Annotated in this window: 14 protein-coding genes and 1 tRNA gene; 11 read left to right on the forward strand and 4 right to left on the reverse strand. The window is 42.4% G+C overall.

Translation table 11 applies throughout. The features are described from left to right. Positions 1-3 precede the first annotated feature (3 nt). Genes IX53_RS02450 through disA form a run of 5 tightly spaced genes read left to right on the forward strand, consistent with a single transcriptional unit; the run spans position 4 to position 6,181 of the window. Positions 4-681: a tRNA1(Val) (adenine(37)-N6)-methyltransferase gene (locus IX53_RS02450; RefSeq protein ID WP_169746181.1), complete on the forward strand. Its 678-nt coding sequence runs from the start codon at positions 4-6 to the stop codon at positions 679-681. Then, complete coding sequence (gene tmk / locus IX53_RS02455) at positions 681-1,301, forward strand: dTMP kinase (protein WP_047754005.1); 621 nt, start codon at positions 681-683, stop codon at positions 1,299-1,301. The genes IX53_RS02450 and tmk overlap by 1 nt, the downstream gene beginning before the upstream one ends. A 17-nt stretch (positions 1,302-1,318) precedes the next feature. After that, positions 1,319-3,814: an ATP-dependent Clp protease ATP-binding subunit gene (locus tag IX53_RS02460; protein WP_047754006.1), complete on the forward strand. Its 2,496-nt coding sequence runs from the start codon at positions 1,319-1,321 to the stop codon at positions 3,812-3,814. Further along, complete coding sequence (radA, locus tag IX53_RS02465; RefSeq protein ID WP_047754007.1) at positions 3,811-5,127, forward strand: DNA repair protein RadA; 1,317 nt, start codon at positions 3,811-3,813, stop codon at positions 5,125-5,127. The genes IX53_RS02460 and radA overlap by 4 nt, the downstream gene beginning before the upstream one ends. After that, positions 5,114-6,181 (forward strand): DNA integrity scanning diadenylate cyclase DisA, encoded by a 1,068-nt coding sequence (disA, locus tag IX53_RS02470; protein WP_047754008.1) that lies wholly within the window; start codon positions 5,114-5,116, stop codon positions 6,179-6,181. The genes radA and disA overlap by 14 nt, the downstream gene beginning before the upstream one ends. Positions 6,182-6,191: 10 nt before the next feature. Here disA and IX53_RS02475 read toward each other — a convergent pair whose 3' ends face one another. From IX53_RS02475 to glnA, 4 genes are all read right to left on the reverse strand, one after another. Beyond that, entirely contained in the window at positions 6,192-7,472 is a 1,281-nt protein-coding gene (locus tag IX53_RS02475) for an amidohydrolase family protein (protein ID WP_047754009.1), read from the reverse strand. A 1-nt stretch (position 7,473) separates the two neighbouring features. Beyond that, positions 7,474-8,208: a WecB/TagA/CpsF family glycosyltransferase gene (locus IX53_RS02480; RefSeq protein WP_053001111.1), complete on the reverse strand. Its 735-nt coding sequence runs from the start codon at positions 8,206-8,208 to the stop codon at positions 7,474-7,476. Positions 8,209-8,252: 44 nt separating this feature from the next. After that, positions 8,253-8,342 (reverse strand) — tRNA-Leu (locus IX53_RS02485). Positions 8,343-8,403: 61 nt separating this feature from the next. Further along, a complete protein-coding gene (gene glnA, locus IX53_RS02490; protein WP_047755382.1) occupies positions 8,404-9,801 on the reverse strand; it encodes a type I glutamate--ammonia ligase in 1,398 nt (465 codons plus the stop codon). 278 nt (positions 9,802-10,079) lie between these two features. On the opposite strand from glnA, the gene ppdK reads away from it, so the two are divergent. The 6 genes from ppdK (at position 10,080) to IX53_RS02520 (ending at position 16,607) form a co-directional block, all read left to right on the forward strand. Further along, positions 10,080-12,725, forward strand: a complete 2,646-nt coding sequence (ppdK, locus tag IX53_RS02495; RefSeq protein ID WP_047754010.1) for a pyruvate, phosphate dikinase — start codon at positions 10,080-10,082, stop codon at positions 12,723-12,725. A gap of 62 nt (positions 12,726-12,787) precedes the next feature. Further along, the gene (locus IX53_RS02500) at positions 12,788-13,912 is read left to right on the forward strand and encodes a sodium ion-translocating decarboxylase subunit beta (protein ID WP_047754011.1); all 1,125 of its coding nucleotides are present in this window, start codon (positions 12,788-12,790) and stop codon (positions 13,910-13,912) included. A gap of 15 nt (positions 13,913-13,927) precedes the next feature. Next, the gene (locus tag IX53_RS02505) at positions 13,928-14,149 is read left to right on the forward strand and encodes a 4Fe-4S dicluster domain-containing protein (RefSeq protein WP_047754012.1); all 222 of its coding nucleotides are present in this window, start codon (positions 13,928-13,930) and stop codon (positions 14,147-14,149) included. Continuing rightward, on the forward strand, positions 14,142-15,296 hold the full coding sequence (locus tag IX53_RS02510; protein ID WP_047754013.1) for a 2-oxoacid:acceptor oxidoreductase subunit alpha: 1,155 nt from the start codon (positions 14,142-14,144) through the stop codon (positions 15,294-15,296). Before IX53_RS02505 ends, IX53_RS02510 begins: the two co-directional genes overlap by 8 nt. A 130-nt stretch (positions 15,297-15,426) precedes the next feature. After that, positions 15,427-15,732: a stage V sporulation protein S gene (locus IX53_RS02515; protein ID WP_047754014.1), complete on the forward strand. Its 306-nt coding sequence runs from the start codon at positions 15,427-15,429 to the stop codon at positions 15,730-15,732. 26 nt (positions 15,733-15,758) lie between these two features. Continuing rightward, on the forward strand, positions 15,759-16,607 hold the full coding sequence (locus IX53_RS02520) for a DUF1385 domain-containing protein (protein ID WP_047754015.1): 849 nt from the start codon (positions 15,759-15,761) through the stop codon (positions 16,605-16,607). Position 16,608: the final 1 nt, after the last annotated feature.

Below are 16,608 nucleotides of genomic sequence, written 5' to 3' on the forward strand. Positions count from 1 at the left end.
ATGATGAGAAGGTTCGATTCCTCTCCAATTATGGGTCTGTCGTTTGATCAGAGTTTGCCTGAAGGAAGGACAAATCACGCCACAGTGATCCTCGCTCTTTATTCATTCGCTCCGAAGAACACAAAAAAAATACTAGAACTTGGTAGTGGAAGCGGGGCTGTATCGATTTTTCTGGCATATAAATATGGTTGCGAAGTAATAGGCATCGAAAAATCCGAAGCTCTTGTAAAACTGGCTGAAAAAAATGCTCACATGAACGGATTGGATAGACAAGTTAGATTTTTGAATTGTTCTGTTGAAGATGCGGATAGATTCTTGGTACCAGGAACCTTTGATATGGTTGTTTCTAACCCACCACACTTTCTACACGGGGGCAGAATCAGCCCTGTTGCCTCAAGAAATAGTTGGAGAAGACTTGAAAAAAAACAGGCCGAAGGGTTTATTAAAACTGCTAGAAAAATGCTCAAAAATAAAGGAATATTTTATTTTCTACTTCATCCAAGGGATCTCATTCGCTGGATAAATATCCTTGAAATAGAAGGATTCGGTATTCACAGATTAATGCCGATCTATGGAAACACAAAAAAACAGGCCCGGTTAACTCTCGTTTCAGGTAGAAAAAACTCGAGTTCTGAGTTGATTATAGAGCCACCTTTAGTTCTTAACGAGGAGGAAGAATGATGTTTATTTCTTTTGAAGGTGTCGACGGTTCCGGAAAATCAACCCAGGTCACATTGTTCATTGAATACCTCAAAAAAATGAAGAAAGAGTTTTTACTCATCCGAGAGCCAGGTGGAACAAAAGCTGGTGAGGACATCAGAAGCATTCTACTTCATTTAGAATATAAACTCTTTCCTGAAACGGAATTATTGCTTTTCATGGCATCGAGAAGTCAAATAGTTCGTGAAATTATAATGCCCGCACTGAAAGAAGATAAAATCGTTGTTGCTGATAGGTTTTTAGACTCCTCCCTTGCATATCAAGGGTTCGGGAGAGGTCTGGATATTGAGATGGTAAGAAGGCTTAACAACCTGGCAACTGGTGGACTTGTTCCTGATCTAACTTTTTTAATCGATGTCCCTTTGGAAGAAGCCGCAAAACGGAAGCAGGCTCAAGAAAAAAATGATAAAATAGAAATGGAAAGTTTAGATTTTTTCAGAAGAGTAAGAGAAGGTTATCTTGAAATTGCAAAGGCCGAACCTGAAAGAGTGAAAGTGCTCAATGGATTGAATGATATTGAACTGATTCACAGCGAAATTGTCAAAATATTCGAGGTATTTTTCAGGAAAAGGGCTCGTTAATATGGAGGTGATATGAAATGTATTTCGATAAATTTTCTGAGGGTGCGGCACAGGTTTTTGTAACAGCACAGGATGAGGCTCGTAGTCTGGGGCATCCTTACGTTGGAACCGAACATTTATTACTGGCAATACTGAAAATAGATCGTGGAGCAACCACACAAATTATGAAAAAATATTCCATAACCTACGACCGTGTTCTACGGGAAGTAATGACCATGGTGGGAACAAATGTACATCAATCAGTGGTAGGATCACCCCAGATGACTCCCCGAGCGAGAAAGGTAATTGAACTTGCCAATGACGAATCAAAAATGCTTGGTGAGGAAAAAATTGACGTTGAACACATAATGTTGGGCATCATACGCGAAGGCGAAGGTATTGCTGCTCATATCTTGAAGCAGATGGGGATAAACCTCGGTAAACTGAGACGTGAAATAATCGAGAATATTGCTAGTGACTGGGAAGAACAGAATGGCACGGGTATCTTCTTTGGTAAAGCCCAGCAGGAATCGAGCCTGACTATGGCTTTGAAACAACTGGACGGTTTTGGAACGGATCTTACCAGACTTGCCCGCGATGGCAAACTTGACCCAATAATTGGTAGAGAAATTGAGCGCCAGAGGTTGATGGAAGTGCTCTCACGTAGAAAGAAGAACAATCCTGTTTTAATTGGCGATCCAGGAGTGGGGAAGACCGCCATTGTGGAAGGCCTGGCTCAAATGATCGTGAACGATGAAGTACCTGAAAACCTAAGGGGAAAAGTGATATTTGCCCTTGATGTTGCCGCTCTCATCGCTGGCACGAAATATAGAGGGGAATTCGAAAAACGTTTGAAGAAGCTCATTAATGTTATAAGAGACAACAGAGACATAATTCTGTTTATAGATGAACTTCATACAATAGTGGGCGCAGGTTCTGCTGAAGGCGCTGTCGATGCAGCAAATATTCTGAAACCAGCGTTAGCCAGTGGTGAAATACGCTGTATTGGTTCGACTACTCCGGATGAATATAGAAAATATATTGAGAAAGATGCAGCTCTTGAGCGTCGTTTCCAAAAAATCTATGTAAGCGAACCAACAGTTGAGCAAACGATTGATATCCTCAAAGGTATACGTCACAAATACGAAGCTCACCATAAGGTGCATTATTCGGATAAGGCTCTGGAGGCAGCTGTTGTACTCTCACATAGATATGTCAGCGACAGATTCCTGCCTGATAAAGCCATAGATATCATCGATGAAATCGGATCCAGAGCCAGGTTGAAAAAACTTACACTCCCTGAAAGACTCAAAATGATGCAAAAAGAACTCGAGCAATTGCGTATGGAACGTGAAAAGGCTGCAACCGAGCAGGATTACGAAGTTGCTGCCACTTTGAAACAAAAAGAAAAGGAGCTCTATGAGTTCTATAAAGAAGAATACTCAAAGTGGCGCGAAAAAGTTGATTCTGAATTCGTCGAAATTGGAGAGGATGATATAGCAGAGATAGTTTCAAACTGGACAGGCATTCCATTGAAGAAACTTGAAGAATCTGACAGTGAAAAACTCCTTTCCCTCGAAAGTGCGCTGCATAACAGAATTGTTGGCCAAGATGAAGCTATCACTGCTGTTGCACGAGCGATCAGGAGGGCAAGAAGTGGATTGAAAGACCCTCGAAGGCCGATAGGAACGTTCCTGTTTTTAGGACCAACAGGCGTTGGGAAAACTGAATTGGCAAAGGCACTGGCTGAGTATCTATTTGGTGACGACAGAGCCTTGATTCGCTTCGATATGTCTGAGTACATGGAACGGTTTTCGGTATCAAGGCTCATAGGCGCGCCTCCAGGGTATGTTGGCTATGATGAAGGTGGTACCCTCACTGAGAGAGTAAGGAAAAGACCTTTCTCTGTAGTTCTTTTTGATGAGATTGAAAAGGCACATCCAGATATATTCAACCTTCTTCTCCAGATAATGGATGATGGCCATCTAACCGATTCTCAGGGGCGTCATGTGGACTTTAGAAACAGTATTATCATCATGACGAGCAATCTTGGAGGCGAGTTCATCAACAAAACGAAAACCTCTATTGGTTTTGTAGACGCTTCTGGTGTCGAAGAAAAAGAATATGAATCGATGAAGACTTCCGTTCTTGAGGAAGTGAAAAGAACTTTCCGTCCAGAATTCCTGAATCGGCTTGATGAAATAGTTGTATTCCATCAGCTGACAAGGGAGCAAATAAAGGAAATCATCGAAATTCTTATGCGCGACATGCGAAAACGCTTGAAAGAAAAAGGAATGGAGCTTATCATATCTGAAGCCGCTCAGGACTTTCTTGTATCAAAAGGCTTCGATCCGGTTTACGGTGCGCGACCCCTGAGGAGGGCCATACAACGGTACATAGAAGACCCCCTCTCCGAAGAATTATTGAAAAGACGTTTCAAAGAAGGAGATACTATAACTGCGATTTCTCAGGATGAAAAGATTGTTTTCAGGAGAACCACGAAGAAAAAAGCTGAGGTTAAGGCTGGCACATGAGAAAAAAACAGGCATATGTATGCGACTCTTGTGGATATGAAGCGCCTGCATGGTTTGGGCGCTGTCCTATGTGTGGTGAATGGAACACTGCGGTGAAGATGTCAATCGAAACAGAAGATGTAAGTACTATTGACACTGTGACCCCCAGAGCTTTAGCTGACGTACTTACCGATGAACATATGAGGTTCAGCACCGGTATGACTGAAATTGACCGGGTCCTTGGCGGAGGGGTGGTGCCTGGAAGTGTTGTTTTGGTCAGTGGTGAACCGGGCATAGGTAAGTCCACACTCATGCTTCAAATCGCCGCGCTTGTAGCTAGCGATAAGGACGTACTGTATGTATCAGGCGAGGAATCCGATAGACAGATAAAATTAAGAGCTGAAAGACTGGGCATACCCGAAAAACGGGTAAGCATTGCTACTACCGGTGATCTTTCCTTCTTGAAATCACTAGATGTTCAACGTTTTTCTATGATAATATTTGATTCATTACAGACATTGAAACTTCCAGAAGTTCCATCGCTTCCTGGGAGCGTGGTTCAAGTTAGGGAGTGTGCCAATTACATCGTTTCCCTTGCGAAAAAGACCGATGTACCCATTTTTATCGTCGGTCATGTCACAAAAGGGGGCCAAATAGCCGGTCCAAAGCTTGTAGAACACCTCGTCGACACTGTACTTTACTTCGAAGCAAGCAAAACGGGTTACAGATTCCTTAGAACAACCAAAAACAGGTTTGGCCCTTCGGATGAAATCGCTGTTCTAGAAATGACCTCATTGGGTTTGAAAGAGATAAGCGATCTTTCAACGATATTTGTAGAGGACTATATACCTGCCCCAGGCAATGTTATCACTGCAGTTGTAGAAGGTTCTAAAACATTTCTCGTCGAGATTCAATCCCTTGTTTCGAAGCCACTTTATGGAACCCCAAGAAAACTTAGCAACGGTGTTCCATTGGATCGTATCTTGCTAATTGCTGCGGTATTGACCCGAAGAGCTGGAATTCCGCTCGACAGCATGGATATATATGTAAATGTTGCAGGCGGAATCCAGTTAAGTGACCCTGGTGCAGATCTGGCAATTGTTGCGTCAATTGTCTCGTCCTTTTTTGATGAATCTCTTCCAAAAGGTTTTGCGGCTTTTGGAGAAATCGGGCTTGATGGTTCAATAAGACCGGTAATTTTTTCAGATAGACGAATTGATAGACTGAAGAATTCAAAGTTTTCCTATATTTTCTCTCCTGATGGTGGGGAAATCGTCAAAAATGTCAAAGAATTTGTAAAATATTTAGGGGGGATAAGGCGTGAACCATTATGAATTCTTGGAGAAGTTGAAAATAGTTTCTCCGGGGACCCCTTTGAGGTTTGCACTCGACCAGATCGTATCAGCTAACACCGGAGCTTTGATATTTTTTGTAGATGACTTTGAGAAGTATAAATCTCTCATGCAACTAGGATTCATGCTCAACTGTGATTTCAATCCAAATAAGCTTTACGAACTCGCCAAAATGGATGGAGCAATAGTTGTAGATGAAGGACTAAACAAAATCATAGCAGCTAACGTCCAGCTTGTTCCCGATCCTTCTATTCCTTCTTCACAAACAGGCATGCGTCATAGGACTGCTGAGAGAATGGCCCGACAGACCGGGAAAATGCTGGTAGCAATTTCCAAGAGAAAAAGAACGATAAGTCTCTTTTTTGATGATTACAGCCATGTATTAAGATCCCTCGAACTACTCATTCCCAGAATAAATCAGGCCGTTGGAACTGTGGCTCAGTATAGACAGGCTTTTGATAAAGGACTTGAAGAGATAGACGTGCTTGAAACTTCCTCCGTTCTAACCCTTTACGATGTTATCAAAACGCTGCATAAAGGATTGATGATACTAAGAATCTATAAAGACGAAGTGATGACCCTTGCAGAGCTTGGAAACTATGGTGATATTCCAAAGATGCAATTTGAAGAGATCTTGGGTGGTGTCACGGAGGAAATTGAGAACCTTATTCTTGACTTTTCCAGTAAAATACCTGATGCTGAAAAGGTTGATAAACTCACTGAGAAACTGTTCTCGCTGTCAGAACGTGAAATGTCAAACTATGTTTATCTGGCCAAAATTCTAGGATATGAAGTATCCTCAACTGCACAGACTATGGAAATGTCCCTTTACTCAAGAGGAATCAGATTTATAAGAAAGATTCCAAAGATCCCTCTGCAGGTTGCTCTGAACATTGGAAAACGCTTTGGATCTCTTTCAAAGCTTCTAGATAGCTCTTCTGAAGAACTGAAAGAAGTTGAAGGAATTGGAGAAAAGCGTGCCATGGCCATTAGACACGCTATTGACGTTAAGAAAAGACATGATGAAATCGATTAAACTACTTATGTCATAAAATCTCGTTTAGCCTGTTACGTATCTTCTCGAGGTACTCCCGCGTGACTCTAGTGTGGTTACCAGACTCAATCATTCTTTCGCCAGCATTCCAGACGTCACTAACATAGTAATTGTTAGACAGATCAACTATAAACGCAGAGAGAGACTCCTTTTCTTTTTCAATAAATGAAAATGGGCTTCTAGGCTTAAACAGAGCCAAATCCGCTTCATATCCAGGTTTTATTTTTCCAAGTCCTTTCTTAAAAAACTTCTCAGCAAGTTTGTAGTTATTATCAAAGAGTGTTTTCTTCAATTCATAGTCGATGACTTTTAGGTCAAACCCTTTAAAATGACGTTCGGAAAGTATGAGTCCACGCGCTTCGCCAAGAAGATCGGTATCTATAAGACCAGAGCCAAGGCAGACATTCATTCCTCGCCCAAGAAAGTCAGCAATGTTTGACTTGAAAGTTCCTGCAAATAGCTCTGTTCTTAGAGACTTTATTACGAACATCTGCTTACTTGCAATGATATCCATATCTGTTTCACTCATATTTCCAGCATAAGCTATACCGGCGTTTGGAACCATCAAGCCATTATTCAATAGTCTGTCAATCAGATGTTCCCCATAAAGGGAAAGACAACGTGTATCATCGGAGTGCATATCGAAGACTACAAGGATAACATCTATTCCAGAAACGATAAGGCTGGTAAGTTTTTTCAATTCTCTCTCAGAATATTCAGGCAGTTCAGTGATGTAAACGACAGGATAAAACAGTTCACTCCTACTGGCATTCTTCCATTTTTCAACGATCTTATCCAAATTTTCTTTATAAATTACAGGACCAGTAACTAGTCTGACTCCGTACTTTTCTGCTATTTGCATGATTGTATCCGGACTAGTCGTCTCAGAATCAAATATGGGACCAAAAATTGTAGTGATCCCATTGATCTGTGAAAGAAGCACTCCAACTTCGATTGAATACACCTCGAGTTCGTCCCATTTCAGCTCTTTAAAGTAACGCACTAGGCGTTCCAGATAATCTGTTCCCACGATTCCTTCAAGATTTTTTCTCAGCGCCAAATTATAAACAGAATTGTATAAACTGAAGTGAGCATTCACCAGTCCAGGTATTAAAATCGCATCAGACCCATCGAATACTTCATCTTTCGAGCCTTTATATTCTTCCATTGTACCTACTTTCCTTATAATTTTGCCATGGATTTCCACGTAACCCCTTGATATAAAAGGATTTTCCGGATCATTTGTGAATATCGCCACGTTTGTGATCACCAAGTTAATCACCCCTTTCGTGGGAAAAAGCGTACTTGAACACATAAAAAATAAACTTAAACAGCCTGGGCAAGATTTTCATTCTTTTGCGGGGTTCCCTAACGATTCTATAAAGCCATTCCAGGCCAGCTTTCTGCATCCAATTTGGAGCTCTCTTTATCTTCTCTGCGATGACATCAAAGGAACCACCAACACCCATAGCTAAAGAGACATCTAGCGATTCAAAATTTTTCGAAATCCACATTTCTTGTTTCGGAACCCCCATCGCTACAAAAAGAAGTTTGGCATTCGTTTGATTAATTTCCATTACAATTCTATCATTTTCATCTTCTGTAAAAAAGCCATGATGAGTCCCAACAATTTTCAATAATGGAAATTTTTCCGATAGGTTTATTGCAGTTTTTTTAACAACTTCTTCCTTTGAACCGAGGAGAAAAACCTCGAGTCCTTCGCTTTCAGCAAGTTCACAGAGTTTTATCATTAATTCTATCCCTGGAACTCTTTGTAGTTTCTTCTTCTTAAACAGCTTTATCATCTTTATTACACCTATGCCATCGGGAACAACATAATTCACATTTTTCACGGCTTTTGCATATTCTGGTTTCTGGAATATCTCATACACTATTAAACTGTTTATAGTCAACACAAAATAACGCTTTCCCCGCTTTATTCCCTCAATGAGCTTTCTCGCGTTTCCTTCGATGTCGAGTTCTGAAATTTCGAAACCAAGAAAATTCAACGGTTACACCTCCATAAAATAAAGAGGAAGGCAAAGCCTTCCTCTGGTGCCGAGGGCGGGAGTCGAACCCGCACGGGGCTCTCAACCCCAGCGGATTTTGAGTCCGCCGCGTCTGCCAATTCCACCACCTCGGCCCGCAAATAAAATTTACCACTACAACGGGGATATGTCAAGTTAAAACCATGGCTTCGCCCATCACAGATCGAAATACAACTGATACTCCGCAGGGGATGGTACGCTGTTCACGTATCTCGCTTCTTCCTGCTTTAGAGTATACCAGTTAGCAATCAATTTTTCGTCAAAAATACCTTTCAAATATTCATTATCTTTTTTCAGTCCGTTAAGCGTGGCGTTCAAATTCGTCGGAAAAAACTTTATGCTCTCTTTTTCCTTGTAAGACATCAGATAAACATTCTTTTCAAGGGGACCAAACCCCATTTCTTTTGGATCAAGCTTCTTCTTGATGCCGTCTATACCTGCCAGTAGAATAGCAGAGAGTGCATAATAAGGATTACAGGTGGCATCCATAGTTCTAAATTCTATTCGAACTTTGTCCGGATTCTTTACGTATCCTGGTATCCTCACAGCCGCACTCCTATTTGCTCTGGCAAAAGCAGCACACACAGGGGCTTCAAAACCCGGAACGAGCCTTTTAAAAGAATTCGCTGAAGGATTCGTAAAAGCCAGAAGAGACCCCGTAAGGCTATGTTCAAGTACCCCAGCAATATACTGAAAGGCAAAGGTGCTTAATCCACCATAATCGTTGCCAGAAAATAGGTTTTTACCATTCTCATCAACCAAAAACTGATGGACGTGCATGCCATTCCCTGCTTCTTCATAAATTGGCTTAGGCATAAAAGTCACAACCAGCCCGTATCTAGAAGCTGTGTTGCGTATGACATATTTTGTAAGAAGAATGGAATCAGCTGCTTTTAAAGCATTCTGGAACAACAGCTCTATTTCGTGTTGTGCGGAACTGACCTCATGGTGGTGATATTTCACAGGTACACCTATTTTCAATAGTATTTTAACTACTTCATTTCGAAAATTGGCAAAAATGTCCGCCGGTGGCGTTCTATGATAACCCATCTTTCTTCCCACAACGTTTTGATTCGAGAATTCTGAACTCCTCCAAAATCCTTCGGAAACATCAACCTCATAATATACCCTATTCGCACTAACTTCATAACTCAGACCTTCAAAAATATGAAACTCAAGTTCAGGCGCCATCATTGCATCCGAAGCATGTACTTCTTTAAGTTTTTCCACGGTTGTTCTTAATAAATTTCTCGGATATTGTGGGAATGGCTCCAGTGAATCAACACGATATACGTCGCAGAAGAACGAAAGAGTCTTTTCGGTGTAAAATGGGTCAATGAAAGCGGTCTCTGGATCAGGAATCATTATCATATCACTCGATTCCACTGCAGCGAAGCCAAAATTAGAAGCATCAAAACCAACACCTTCCGTAAAAAGGGACTCAGTGAGTCGGTCCCCTGGTAGCATGACATGTCTCAATCGCCCGTGAATATCAACCACTTTCAAATCGATGAATTCGATCTCATTTGCGTACTTTTCTATAATATGACTCATGTCAATACCTCCTTCTACTTTCCTCATTCCCATTTTAATTTCCCCCCACGAAGGAATCAATGTACCATTTTGAAGAATTATGACTGCATAGAGTGTTTTATAAATCACAAACACATTCGTTCAGAACTTAAACAAGTCAAGCAAAACCCCCTTTCTGTCACATTTGGGTAACATAACAATTCCGCAATAGTCATAAATAATGAATTAGTGAAATTTCACACTTCTAGTACTGTGATATAATCTCATTCGAATATGACGATATGAAGGGAGGTACTAGAATGAGCAAGAAATACGTGTATTTCTTTGGCGGCGGCAAAGCAGAAGGTGACGCTACCATGAAACATCTTCTCGGTGGAAAGGGTGCTAACCTTGCCGAGATGGTCAAGCTCGGCTTTCCAGTGCCACCGGGATTCACCATTTCAGCAGAAGTCTGCAAATACTATTATGACCATGGAAGAACATATCCCGAGAATTTAAAAGAACAGGTAGTTAACGCTGTAAAAGAGCTTGAAGATGTTACGGGAAAAGAATTTGGTTCCCCTGAAAATCCCCTTCTCGTCTCTGTGCGTTCGGGTGCGGCTATTTCTATGCCAGGAATGATGGATACCATTTTGAATCTCGGCCTTAACGACAAAACAGTTGAGGGAATGATTAAAGCGACAGGCAATCCTCGTTTCTGCTATGACGCTTACAGAAGATTCATGCAGATGTTCGGCGATGTTGTTCTAGGCATTGAGCATTCCTATTTCGAAGAACAGTTGAATGCTGTAAAAAATGAAAAAGGCGTAAAGCTTGACACTGAACTTGACGCTGAGGATCTGAAAGAAGTCGTTGAAAGATATCTTGAAGTTTACAAGAAGGCCGGTCAGGAATTTCCCCAGGATCCATGGGAACAGCTATGGAAAGCTATTGATGCGGTTTTTGGAAGCTGGATGAATGAAAGGGCTATTAAATATAGAGAACTGAACAACATAAAGGAAGGCGAGCTCCTTGGTACCGCTGTTAACGTGGTTACCATGGTATTTGGCAACATGGGCGATGATAGCGGAACAGGGGTTGCTTTCACAAGAGATCCCAATACCGGTGAAAAGCAGTTTTACGGCGAATACTTGCCCAATGCTCAGGGCGAAGACGTTGTTGCTGGTATCAGGACGCCTTATCCTCTCACAAAGTTGCAGGAAATCATGCCTCATGTTTACAACCAGCTTCTCGATATCTTTGTAAAACTCGAAACTCATTATCGTGATATGCAAGACATAGAGTTTACTGTTGAAAAAGGGAAACTCTATCTCCTTCAAACAAGAACTGGAAAGAGAACGCCTTTTGCTGCAGTTAAAATAGCTGTCGACCTTGCAGAAGAAGGCCTCATTACTAAAGAAGAGGCAATCATGAGGGTATCTCCAGAACACATCGAGACTCTGCTTCACCCATACTTCCTTCCGGAAACAAGGAAAAATGCGACACTTCTTGCTAAAGGTATCGCGGCTTCTCCGGGTGCAGCTTCCGGTGTGATCGTGTTTGATCCTTCTGAAGCAGAACGTCTTGTAAAGGAAAACGGCAAAGATGTTATACTCGTTAGACCTGAAACTTCTCCGGAAGATATCGCTGGAATGGCAGCCGCCAACGGAATACTCACCTCTACTGGCGGAAAGACTTCTCACGCCGCGGTTGTTGCAAGGGGCATGGGAAAAGCATGTATCGTTGGCTGTGAAGCCGTTGAAGTAGATGAAACAGCTGAAGTAATCAGGGTGAATGGCAAGGAATTCAAAAAAGGTTCCTGGATTAGTATTGATGGTACGACCGGAGAAGTTTTCGAAGGTAAACTCGATGCAGTTAAGCCCCAGGGGCTGGAAGGTCCTCTCGCTAAACTCCTTAAATGGGCCGACGAATTCAAGAGACTAGGAGTCAGAACAAACGCCGATACTCCTCGTGATGCCACAGTTGCGAGACAGTTTGGCGCTCAAGGAATCGGTCTGTGTAGAACAGAGCACATGTTCTTCGATGAAAAAAGAATACCCGCTGTCAGACAGATGATTGTGGCCAAAACTGTTGAACAAAGGCAGGCAGCTCTTGACAAACTTCTTCCGATGCAGAAAGAAGACTTCAAAGGACTGTTCAAGGCAATGGAAGGTTACCCTGTTACCATTAGACTTCTTGACCCACCTCTCCACGAATTCCTGCCAAAAGAAGATGAGGATATAAAGACTCTGGCTGAAGAAATGGGTCTCTCCTTTGAGGAATTGAAGGCAACCGTTGAAGAGCTTCACGAATTTAATCCTATGATGGGACACAGAGGATGTCGTCTCGCCATTACTTACCCTGAAATCGCTGTGATGCAAACCAAAGCGATCATTGGTGCAGCAATCGAGCTCTTCAAAGAAGAAGGTCAAACCATTGTTCCCGAAATTATGATTCCTCTTGTTGGACATATAAACGAGCTGAAATACCTGAAAGAGATCATCGTAGAAACGGCAGATAAAATGATTAAAGAAGCCGGTGTGGAATTAACCTACAAAGTCGGTACGATGATTGAAATCCCAAGAGCAGCATTAACCGCTGATGAAATAGCCAAGGAAGCTGAGTTCTTCAGTTTCGGAACCAACGACCTCACTCAGATGACCTTCGGGTTCAGCAGAGACGACTACGGTAAGTTCGTGAGCGAATACATGTCCAAGGGCATACTCGAAGTTGATCCATTCCAGAAACTCGATAGAGAAGGTGTTGGCTTGCTCGTAAAGATGGGAACCGAAAAAGGAAGGTCCACAAGGCCTGATCTGAAAGTCGGTATCTGTGGGGAACACGGTGGCGAGCCATCTTCTGTGGAGTTCTGTCACATCGTTGGACTTGATTACGTCAGCTGTTCTCCTTACAGAGTTCCTGTTGCAAGACTTGCGGCAGCCCAAGCGGCATTAAAGAACAAATGATGTGTTATTAAAAGCATTGCGACCCCTCAGGGGTCGCGATTTTCTTTGATGGAGGTTTGGCGATGGTCGAGACACTTTTTGACTTTCTTGGCACTACTGGTTTTTCAGCTTTAAGCTGGGAAAATCTGGTCATGTTTGCTATCGCTGCAGCCCTTTTTTATGTGGCGATCGTGAAAGAGGCTGAACCATTGTTACTCATTCCGATTGCCTTCGGTATGATCCTGGCAAACATTCCACATGAAGTTACCGGGCTTTTTGAAGAAGGGACGGGACTCATGTGGTTTATACAAAGGGGACTATATCTCGGTATTTATCCTCCTCTTATATTTCTTGGAATAGGTGCTATGACTGATTTTTCCTTTGTTCTATCGAACCCAAAAACTCTCTTCTTAGGCGCCGCTGCACAGGTAGGTATCTTCATCTCCTTTATAACTGCAAGGTTTCTTGGGTTCAGTCTGCCAGATGCCGCATCAATAGGTATCATAGGTGGTGCCGACGGTCCAACTTCTATATACGTCGCAAGTCAGTACAATTCCCCCTATCTAGCAATTATTGCCATTGCAGCGTATTCTTATATAGCTTTAATTCCCATTTTACAGCCTCCAATTATGAAACTCCTTACTACAAAAGATGAACGAAAAATAAAAATGGGAATGCAGTTGAGGTATGTATCGAAATTGGAGAAGATAGTCTTTCCTATAGTGGGAACAATAATTATTGCTCTTCTAGTCCCAAAGGCATTACCCCTTATAGGTATGTTGATGCTTGGAAACATCCTCAGGGAAAATGGATTGACCCAGAGACTGGCTGAAGCTGCATCAAAATATGTTTCCGACACAGCCATTATTTTCTTGTGTCTTTCCGTTGGTGCCAGTGCAGATGGAAAAGTATTTCTCACCTTAGAGAGTCTTGAAATCATAGGGCTTGGAGCTATGGCTTTCATTGTGGCAACAGCATCTGGTATCATATTTGCGAAGGTTATGAATCTTTTCTCAAAAAAGAAAGTCAACCCATTGATAGGTGCTGCGGGAGTATCAGCAGTACCTGATTCAGCAAGGGTTGCTCATAAGCTTGCGATGGAAGAAGATCCATCTAACTTCATATTAATGCACGCCATGGGACCGAATGTTGCCGGAGTAATTGGTTCTGCTGTTGTTGCCGGTGTGTTCCTTTCAGTAATATCATAATCTGGAGGTTTGCGCATGGCGAAAAAAATGTACGATGTCAATATCAATAGAAACTTCTGTAAAAAGTGTGGTATCTGTTACTGGATTTGTCCCACAAAAACGATTGTAAAGGGTGAACTTGGAAGACCGGAAATTCCAGATCAGGACAAATGCATAGGATGTTTGATGTGTGAAAATGCCTGCCCTGATTTTGCAATAGATGTTAGTGAACGCAAGGCGGTGAAGGAAAATGTCTGAATACGTTCTCTTGCAGGGTGATGAAGCCTGTGCTCTTGGGGCGATAAAAGCCGGATGCAGATTTTTTGCCGGATATCCTATAACTCCAGCAACGGAAATAGCCGAAACTATGGCCAAAGAACTCCCAAAAGTTGGTGGCACTTTTATACAAATGGAAGATGAAATAGCCAGCGCAGCTGCCATCGTCGGTGCATCCTTGGCCGGTGAAAAATCTATGACAGCAACAAGCGGCCCCGGTTTTAGTTTAATGCAGGAAGTAATCGGATACGCTTCAATGGTGGAAGCACCCACGGTATTTGTGAATGTGCAGCGTGGTGGACCTTCAACCGGAATGCCCACTAAAATTGCTCAGGGCGACATAATGCAGGCACGGTGGGGTACACATGGAGATCATCCGATTATTGCGTTGTATCCTTCAACCGTAGAAGAAGTGTTCCGTTACATTGTAACCGCTTTTAACTACGCGGAGCACTACAGAACTCCGGTGATCTTCCTCATGGATGAAGTGCTCGGTCATATGCGGGAAAGTCTTTATCTACCCCCAGATTCGGAGTTGGTATCTGTGCCAAGGGCTAGCGAATCTGTATTGGAAGATGATGACATCTTTCAACCCTTCATCGGAGATGATCAAATGCTTGCTGCCCCTCTTATTAAAATGGGTAAGAGTAGATTTCACGTCTCAGGGCTCGTTCACGATGAATCTGGGTTCCCGGTGGGGGCTGCAGTAGATGCTAATAGATTGTTACGCCGGCTTGATCACAAGATCAGGCTCCATGCTGACGAAATCACGATCTACGATGAATATGAGACTGGAGATGCGGAAATATTGATTGTCGCATATGGTTCTGTAGCCAGAAGTGCCCTGAGGGCAGTAAAAATTGCCAGAGAGGACAAAATCAATGTTGGGCTATTCAAACCCATATCAATATGGCCCTTTCCCGCTACCCGATTAAGGCAGCTACTGAAGAGAGTAAGCGCGGTAATTGTAGTTGAAATGAATCTGGGACAGATCGTTTATGAAATATCAAGATTAAACAGGCGTGGAACAAAACTCGAACTATTGAGTAAAGTGAATGGTGAGCTGGTTACCCCCCAAGAAATATTGGATATCATTGCAAAAGTGAAATCTGAAGTACTCGACCTTTGACATTATTTAACAGCTACAAACACCTTAAGTAAGCCGGAAAGTGCGAGAAAAAATTTGTTAATGATTTGGATGCTATTTCCATTTTGTGGTAAAATATTATGACCACATGCTCGAAAAGGAGGCAGTCTGAATGGAGATACTGAAAGTCAGTTCCAAGTCAAATCCAAACAAAGTTGCTGGTGCTATTGCAGGAGTTCTTTCAAAAGACGACCAAGTCGAGCTCCAGGCCATTGGAGCGGGTGCAGTCAATCAGGCTGTTAAAGCTAGTGCCATTGCATCAAGGTTCCTCAAGGAGAGAGGTGTGGAAATCTATGTAATCCCCGGTTTTGTTGAAATCGAAATCAACAACGAGACCAGAACAGGAATTACTCTGAAGATCGTCGCTAGTAAAAGGGAGGAAGTCGAACCTCAGAAAGTTACTGAGACTGAGGCTTGAATTGATCTCTTAGTACAGGAGGTAAAATGAAAAAGCTCAACGTTGGTGGACAAGCAGTCATCGAAGGCGTGATGATGAAGGGTAAGCGTACAGTGGTGGCTGTACGTGGTCGTGATGGAAAAATAATCACTAAAGAGATAGAGGGGGCCGTGAAGAATCCGGCCCTATTTTCTGTTGTATTCTTGAGAGGACTTCTTGCGCTCTATGAAGCGTTGGTTATTGGTACTAGAGCATTAGGTTTTTCTGCTGAAGTAACCGGTGAAGGTGAAATGACGAAAAAAGATATCTTCCTTACCTTTATTGTGGCCTTTGCAGTCGCCATTGGAATGTTCGCCCTTGGACCTCTATTCCTTGCTCAGCTGTTAGTCTCGAAAAGCAACCCGGGCATGTTTGCACTAGTAGAGGGACTCATTAGGGCGGCATTTTTCATAACATATGTCTGGGTTATTTCTCTGTTTAAAGACATCCAACGTGTCTTCGAATACCATGGAGCAGAACACAAAGCGGTGTACACTTATGAAAATAATGAGGAGCTTACTATTGAGAATGCACGAAAATATACAACGTTGCATCCTCGTTGTGGCACGAGCTTTCTGATTCTTACGTTGTTTTTTGCAATCATTGTTTTCGCCCTTCTGGGTTATTGGAAAGATATGGATCTTATCTGGAAGATAATGTCGAGAATTGTTTTTATACCAATTATTGCTGCACTGACTTATGAATTTCAACGTTTGACAGCGAAAATCGTTAATACGAAAATCGGGAAAATCCTCGCTTCACCCGGATTACTTTTTCAAAAGATTACCACCAAAGAACCTTCGGATGACGAGCTGGAGGTCGCTCTCGTTGCATTAAAGGAATCCCTTAGAGATTAAC

Origin of the sequence: Kosmotoga pacifica, from assembly GCF_001027025.1 — a bacterium.
Taxonomy (GTDB): domain Bacteria; phylum Thermotogota; class Thermotogae; order Petrotogales; family Kosmotogaceae; genus Kosmotoga_B; species Kosmotoga_B pacifica.

Excerpts from the sequence above, each read along its gene's own strand:
- IX53_RS02450 (WP_169746181.1), top strand. The coding sequence starts at position 4 with ATGAGAAGGTTCGATTCCTCTCCAATTATGGGTCTGTCGTTTGATCAG.
- tmk (WP_047754005.1), top strand. The coding sequence starts at position 681 with ATGTTTATTTCTTTTGAAGGTGTCGACGGTTCCGGAAAATCAACCCAG.
- IX53_RS02460 (WP_047754006.1), top strand. The coding sequence starts at position 1,319 with ATGTATTTCGATAAATTTTCTGAGGGTGCGGCACAGGTTTTTGTAACA.
- radA (WP_047754007.1), top strand. The coding sequence starts at position 3,811 with ATGAGAAAAAAACAGGCATATGTATGCGACTCTTGTGGATATGAAGCG.
- glnA (WP_047755382.1), bottom strand. The coding sequence starts at position 9,801 with ATGAGTCATATTATAGAAAAGTACGCAAATGAGATCGAATTCATCGAT.
- ppdK (WP_047754010.1), top strand. The coding sequence starts at position 10,080 with ATGAGCAAGAAATACGTGTATTTCTTTGGCGGCGGCAAAGCAGAAGGT.
- IX53_RS02500 (WP_047754011.1), top strand. The coding sequence starts at position 12,788 with ATGGTCGAGACACTTTTTGACTTTCTTGGCACTACTGGTTTTTCAGCT.
- IX53_RS02505 (WP_047754012.1), top strand. The coding sequence starts at position 13,928 with ATGGCGAAAAAAATGTACGATGTCAATATCAATAGAAACTTCTGTAAA.
- IX53_RS02510 (WP_047754013.1), top strand. The coding sequence starts at position 14,142 with ATGTCTGAATACGTTCTCTTGCAGGGTGATGAAGCCTGTGCTCTTGGG.
- IX53_RS02515 (WP_047754014.1), top strand. The coding sequence starts at position 15,427 with ATGGAGATACTGAAAGTCAGTTCCAAGTCAAATCCAAACAAAGTTGCT.
- IX53_RS02520 (WP_047754015.1), top strand. The coding sequence starts at position 15,759 with ATGAAAAAGCTCAACGTTGGTGGACAAGCAGTCATCGAAGGCGTGATG.